The 7,585-nt window shown below is 42.4% G+C and carries 1 protein-coding gene; it reads left to right on the top strand.

Going from position 1 to position 7,585, the window contains the following annotated elements; all coding sequences use genetic code 11:
• Positions 1–28: 28 nt before the first annotated feature.
• Positions 29–7,582, top strand: a complete 7,554-nt coding sequence (locus tag CAP51_RS11130) for a beta strand repeat-containing protein (protein ID WP_213062690.1) — start codon at positions 29–31, stop codon at positions 7,580–7,582.
• Positions 7,583–7,585 lie beyond the last annotated feature (3 nt).

The following is a 7,585-nucleotide window of genomic DNA, read 5'->3' as shown; positions in this document are numbered from 1 at the left end:
TGATACTTCACCAACATTGAATATCAGTGTGACAGGTACGGTAGCGGCCAATGAAGTTGTGGCAGTATATCGTGATGGCGTTAAGCTTGGTAATGCAACACTTGTAAGTGGCAGTACGTATCAGTTTGCTGATAACTCACTGGTGGGCGGTACGACCTATAGCTATACCACACGTGTAGAAGATGCAGCGGGTAACCGAGGTCCAGAGTCAAATGCATTTACATTGACAGTGGATACCACAGCACCAACCCAACTGGCGATTACAGAAGTGATTGATGATGTTGAGTTTGTCACCGGAGTAATTACAGCAGGTGGCTATACCAATGACCGTACCCCAACAGTCAATGGTACAGGAGCAGAGTCAAATGCGCTGATTACCTTAAAAGATACTGATGGTAATGTGTTAGGCACAGCGACAGCAGATGCTGATGGTAACTGGAGTGTAGAACCAACATTAGCGAATCAGCTTGCAGATGGATCATATACATTACAAGTGACCCAGACAGATACAGCAGGCAACGAAAGTGCACCGGTTACATTTGATCTGAATGTAGATGCGACAGCACCAACTCAATCTACAGTGATTACGGGTGTAGCGGATGATGTAGCACCAGTAGAAGGTAATGTAGCGAACAATGGCTATACCAATGACCTGACCCCTACAATAAGCGGTACGATCAGTGCAGTGCTTGCCGGCAATGAAAAAGTTGTAGTGTTAAGGGATGGAGTTGTTATTGGTGAAGCAGTTGTTAGTGGAACAGACTGGACCTTTGCTGATGCTGGTCTGTTGGATGGACAGCAATATCAATATACAGCACGTGTAGAAGATAGTTCAGGTAACCGTGGCGGTGATTCAAATAGCTATGTGATTAACATAGATAGCAGTGCACCGACCCAAACCATAACAATCCTGACAGTTACGGACAATGTTGATCCGGTACAGGCAGATTTACCAAGTGGTTCGACCACCAATGATTCAACACCAAGACTGAATGGTACAGTCAGTGCAGAATTGGCATCAAATGAAGTCATCGTAGTATATCGTGATGGGGTTAAGGTTGGTACAGCAACAATTGCATCAGGCTCAACCAGTTGGACATATACAGATGGTGGCTTAAGCAATGGTACAAGCTATACCTATACAGCACGTGTAGAAGACGCATCAGGTCAACAAGGACCAGTATCAAATGACTTTGCGTTAAGCTTTGTGACAGATGGTTCAAGTAATACAGCAAGTATTACGGCAATTGTTGATGATGTGGCACCTGTAGAAGGTACTGTACTCAACAATGGCTATACCAATGACCTTGATCCATTATTACAGGGTGCATTAACCACAGCTTTAGCAGCCGGCGAAACCGTTGTTGTTTATCGTAATGGTACAGAGATTGGTACAGCGACAGTCAGCGGTACGAGCTGGAGCTATCAGGACAGTGCTCTTGTTACGGGTCAAAACTATAGTTATACCGTTGCAGTTAAGAATGCAGCGGGTATTGCAGGAGCGGAATCTACAGCGTATGTGATTAACACAGACAATGTAGCACCGACCCAAACTGTGACGATTACCGAGGTTGTGGACAATAAAGATCCAGTAACCGGCGTGATCAGTAATGGTGGAGTGACCAATGATGATACACCTGAAATCAAAGGTACATTAAGTGCGATACTTGCATCAGGTGAAGTTGTGATTGTCTACCGCAATGGCATTGCTATTGGGGAAGCGGTGGTTACAGGAACGGCATGGACATTTGCAGATGCAAGTCTGGGAAGTGGCGAGACCTATACCTATACAGCGCAGGTGAAAGACCTTGCGGGTAATACTTCATCGTTGAGTAATGATTATAGCATTGTGACTAACTTTGACGGTGCATCACAAACGACAAGTATTCTGCGTATTGTAGATAATGTAGACCCAGCTCAAGGTGTTATTGGCAATAATGGCTTTACTAATGACACGACACCGACGCTTGAAGGTTCAATCGGCTCTGCATTGAATGCAGGCGATGTTGTAGTGATCAAACGTGATGGTGTAGAGATTGGTACGGCGACAGTCAGTGGAACAAGTTGGACGTATACAGATAGTTTGAGTGCAGATGGTAGCTATAGCTATACAGCAGTTGTACGTAACAACGTCGGAGTTGAAGGGGCTCCATCAAGTGCGTATGCAATTACGCTTGATACGGTTGCACCGGAATCTACGGCAGTTATTGTTGACTATACAGATGACTATGCACCACAAACAGGTAACTTTGGTACAGGTACAACGACCAATGATACTTCACCAACATTGAATATCAGTGTGACAGGTACGGTAGCGGCCAATGAAGTTGTGGCAGTATATCGTGATGGCGTTAAGCTTGGTAATGCAACACTTGTAAGTGGCAGTACGTATCAGTTTGCTGATAACTCACTGGTGGGCGGTACGACCTATAGCTATACCACACGTGTAGAAGATGCAGCGGGTAACCGAGGTCCAGAGTCAAATGCATTTACATTGACTGTAGATACAGCTGCACCAAGTGCAACAGCTACAATTACAGCGATTACTGATGATACCGGGTTAAGCGCTACAGATTTTAATACGTCTGATAATACGCTTGTAATCGCAGTAACCACATCGGCTACATTAGCAGCTGATGAGCGAGTTCAGGTATCTCTTGATAACGGTGTTAGCTGGAAAGATGCTGTATTGGTGAGTGGTTCAACTTGGTCACTGGATAATACTGCGAATGAGTTAGCAGATGGAACATATACATTCCAGACTAGAGTTGTAGATAGTGCTGGTAATACAGGTACAGTCTCCAGTCAAGTTGTGATCATTGATACTACTGTACCAAGTATAAGCAATGTGATAGAAATCACATCGATTACAGATGATACAGGTCTTGATGCAACAGACTTTATTACCAGCGATACAAGTTTAACGATCAATGGAACGCTGACAGGTACGCTTGGTGCCGGAGAAGTCGCTCAGATCAGTACAGATGGTGGAACAAACTGGACAACATTAACTGTAGTAGCAGGTGTATGGAGCTATGTAGATAGTCGTACATTGACTGACGGTGAATACACTTATCAAGTACGTGTTGTTGATACGGCAGGTAATGTAGGTTCTACGGATAGTCAAATTGTGACTGTAGATACTACTGCGCCAAGTGTAAGCAATGTGATAGAAATCACATCGATTACAGATGATACAGGTCTTGATGCAACAGACTTTATTACCAGCGATACAAGTTTAACGATCAATGGAGCGCTGACAGGTACGCTTGGTGCCGGAGAATTTGCTCAAATCAGTGTTGATGGTGGAACAAACTGGACAACATTAACTGTAGTAGCAGGTGTATGGAGCTATGTAGATGGTCGTACATTGACTGAGGGTGAATACACTTATCAAGTACGTGTTGTTGATACGGCAGGTAATGTAGGTTCTACGGATAGTCAAATTGTGACTGTAGATACTACTGCGCCAAGTGTAAGCAATGTGATAGAAATCACATCGGTTACAGATGATACAGGTCTTGATGCAACAGACTTTATTACCAGCGATACAAGTTTAACGATCAATGGAACGCTGACAGGTACGCTTGGTGCCGGAGAAGTCGCTCAGATCAGTACAGATGGTGGAACAAACTGGACAACATTAACTGTAGTAGCAGGTGTATGGAGCTATGTAGATGGTCGTACATTGACTGAGGGTGAATACACTTATCAAGTACGTGTTGTTGATACGGCAGGTAATGTAGGTTCTACGGATAGTCAAATTGTGACTGTAGATACTACAGCGCCAAGTAGTAGTATTGAGATCATATCGATTACAGATGATACAGGTTTGGATACAACAGACTTTATCACTAGTGATACGAGTTTAACGATCAATGGAACGCTGACAGGTACGCTTGGTGCCGGAGAAGTCGCTCAGATCAGTACAGATGGTGGAACAAACTGGACAACATTAACTGTAGTAGCAGGTGTATGGAGCTATGTAGATAGTCGTACATTGACTGACGGTGAATACACTTATCAAGTACGTGTTGTTGATACGGCAGGTAATGTGGGTTCTACCGATAGTCAATTGGTGACAATTGATATCACAGCACCAGTACAAACAATTGTGATTCAAAACTATACTGATAATGTCGGTGTTCTTACTGGGAATTTTGGTTCAGGCACTACAACGGATGATCGTACACCTGTATTAAATGGTACAATTTCTGCTGGGCTTGCTGATGATGAACAAGTTGCAATTTACACATCCGCTAATGAGTTTGTTGGTTATGCAGAGGTTTCAGGTACGTCTTGGACCTATGAATTAAATGGTTTATCTGATGACACAACATATACCTATTATGCACGCGTTGTAGATCACGCTGGTAACATCGGTTCTAACAGTAATGACTTCAGCATAATCCTGGATACGATTCCGCCAGTCGTAACTGGGTTAACGACTACGACAGCAATAACAGTAGATACAGCCAATGGCGTGCCATCTTCTGGCGACACAACTACATTGACAGCGACAAATAATGATTTGATTACTAGAGATAGTACTCCAACTCAAATTTCCGGTACATTAAGTCGTACTCTGGCAACTGGAGAGTTCTTACAGATTTCTGTAGATGGGGGTATCACATGGAAAGATGCAGCTTTATCTGATGATACCAATTGGACATTTGTGTTGCCAGAAACAACCTATACTACAGATGCAACATTCACTGTAGAGTTTCGGGTACGCGATACAGCAGGTAACTTTGCTGGTCTGACTGGTCAGGACAAAACTGTTGTAATTGATTTGACTTCACCTGATGGTATTGTCAATGCACCTATTGTAGATAGTGTAACCACAATTTCTACTTCGTATACTTTCACTAGTGCAATCTATGGTGCATTGGAAGCTGGTACAACCATTGCGCTGATCAATGATGTCAATAACAATGGTATGTGGCAGGAAGGTCTGGACAAAGTTATTGCTTCGGCTGTTGTGGCAGCAGATGGAAGCTGGACCATTACTACAACATTACCTGCTGGTGCACTAAATCTTGCCTTTTTGGTTTGGGATTCAGCGGGTAATGTATCATCCATTAGTTCTGTAAGCAGTGTAGGTGTTGCCTCTACTTCTACGGGTGCACAAGTAGTAACTACAACATGGGGCGGTACAACCGATGCTGAAGGTTATGGTATAAATGCTGCTGCGGTTACTATTAGTGCCAATGGTACATGGGCATTTTTCCAGAGTGTAAGAGGGACATCAGGATCTACTACTGCTAATGCTGGACGAGTCTATACACAGGATGATTCATTAACTGAGTATAGTTCGGTTTATCTGGCACAACCAAGTACCACAAATGGTGCAGGTTATAATGTAAATGATGCTGGTTATGGACGTTATCTCAACTCAGTAATGTTTGCAGATATTAACCGTGATGGCTATGTTGATGTAATGTCACAAGTAAGTAGTTATGGTAATGCTGGTCGAACAGCATACTGGCTACAAAATGCTGATGGAACTTATACACCACAAGCTTTAAATCAAGGAACAGCCAACCATTTAGGTGGTGCAATTGCCTATGACCGTACTGGTGATGGTTATCTGGACTTCGTAATGGCAGATTCTGCTCCAGATTCAATATCATTTATTAAAAATGATAATGGTACGCTGACGTATGAATATAATGCCTCTACAAACGGTATGCCGCCATCTGGTGCATTAACTATAGCTAACGGTTTGGGTAATAATAGTGTCACAGGTATTGCTATGCCTACTAACTTATCTGTCATGCATGAAACAGCCGCAGTCGATTTGGATAATAACGGTACAGTAGATATTGTGGCACATGTGGACTATAACGGTTATACCTCGATTCAATCAGATACTAGTCGAGGATTAGGTGTTTTGTACAACTCTGGTACTGCATCTGGATTTACTTATGTTGGATATGCCAATGTCTTTGCAGGTGATGCAGGCTATGACGCAGGCAACTTATCTCAATCAGTAACATTTGCCGATTTTAATGGCGATGGCTGGCTGGATATGTATATAAACCGTGGATCTAAAGCTGGTGTTGATTCAACTGAAAGCCGGATTTATCTTAATGATGGTACCGGAAAATTATTAGCAACAGATGCAAATGCTCTATGGTTTGGTGATAGTAAAAAAGGAGGAACATCTTTTGCTGTAGACTGGAACTTTGATGGACTAATAGATGTAATTGAAGTTCCAACGCAGGTGACAGGAAATTATGGATATACTGCTGCAAATAATTTTGCTCCAACCTTATATCTCAATACGGGAACCAATACATGGGGCACAAATGCAACAGCCATGACGACGACATTATATTCAGACATTACTGGTGCTGTGGTTGTCGATTACGATTGGGATGGTTCTTTGGACTTAGTATTATATCGTGCTGGAGCAGATGCTGCAGTTGTGGCTGGTGATGCAAGTAATCCAACAGTCCTAGTTAAGAACACCAATATTGCAGCTGATGGTACAAGTTTACAAATCCGTATTGTTGATGGTCAGGGTATCAACACTTACTATAGCAATACTGTGAAGTTGTATAATTCGGCAGGTACTCTGGTTGCAACCCAATTAATTAATCCGCAATCATCTGGTTCAAGTAATAGTATGGGACTGGTCAGTTTTTATGGATTAGATCCAAATGAAACCTATTCTGTGCAATTACTTCGCATCACCAATGGCGTATCAGATAATGTTGGTGGCGTTAGTAATCTGGGGGGCTATACAAACAATACCATTAATACTTCATGGAGCGGACTAACCACAGGTAAGGCCAATGAGGCCTATGTACTGACTGCCGAATCGGATACTGCCTTGACTAATAGTGCAAATAATGGTGTTGGTATTGTGGGTACTGGATATAATGATCATTTCTTCGGTACATTGGGGAACGATCACTATAATGGTGGTGGTGGCTGGATTATCAACACCGAGGGTGAAAAGCAATGGGTTACCGATGGTGGTGAAGATACTCTTGACTATAGTTTGCTAAGTGCACAAATTTCTGTCAATGTTTCTACAGGGACAGTAAATAAAGTAATCGATGGTGTTACATACACGGATACCTTTGAGAATATTGAAAGATTTATTACGGGTAGTGGTGATACCACATTTACAGGCGGTTCAGGCAATGATTACTTTGTCGGTGGTCAAGGTAATGACACCTATAACTTAGGCGGCGATGGTGGTGGAAATGATACCGTTTATCTAACCTTACTCGATGCGGCTGATGCGACCGGTGGTAATGGCGTAGATGTGGTCAATGGTTTCCATATCGGTAATGTTAGTACGGATGATAATGCCGATATTATTGATATTCATGAACTATTAGATGGCTATACAGGTACAGCAAGCCTTTATACAGATACTGATGGTATAAAACTGGATATATCGGCATCTGATTTACTGGATTATCTGAAAATTTCAAGTAATGGAACCAATACTACAATTGCGATTGATCGTGATGGTGGTGGTAATATCTTTACAACTGTTCTGACTTTAAACAATGTACAGACTGATTTGATAGAGTTATTGATGAATAACCAAATCATCATCTAATCA

The sequence above is a fragment of the Acinetobacter populi genome (assembly GCF_002174125.1).
Lineage (GTDB): Bacteria > Pseudomonadota > Gammaproteobacteria > Pseudomonadales > Moraxellaceae > Acinetobacter > Acinetobacter populi.
This window is presented reverse-complemented; position numbering and strand designations above follow the sequence as displayed.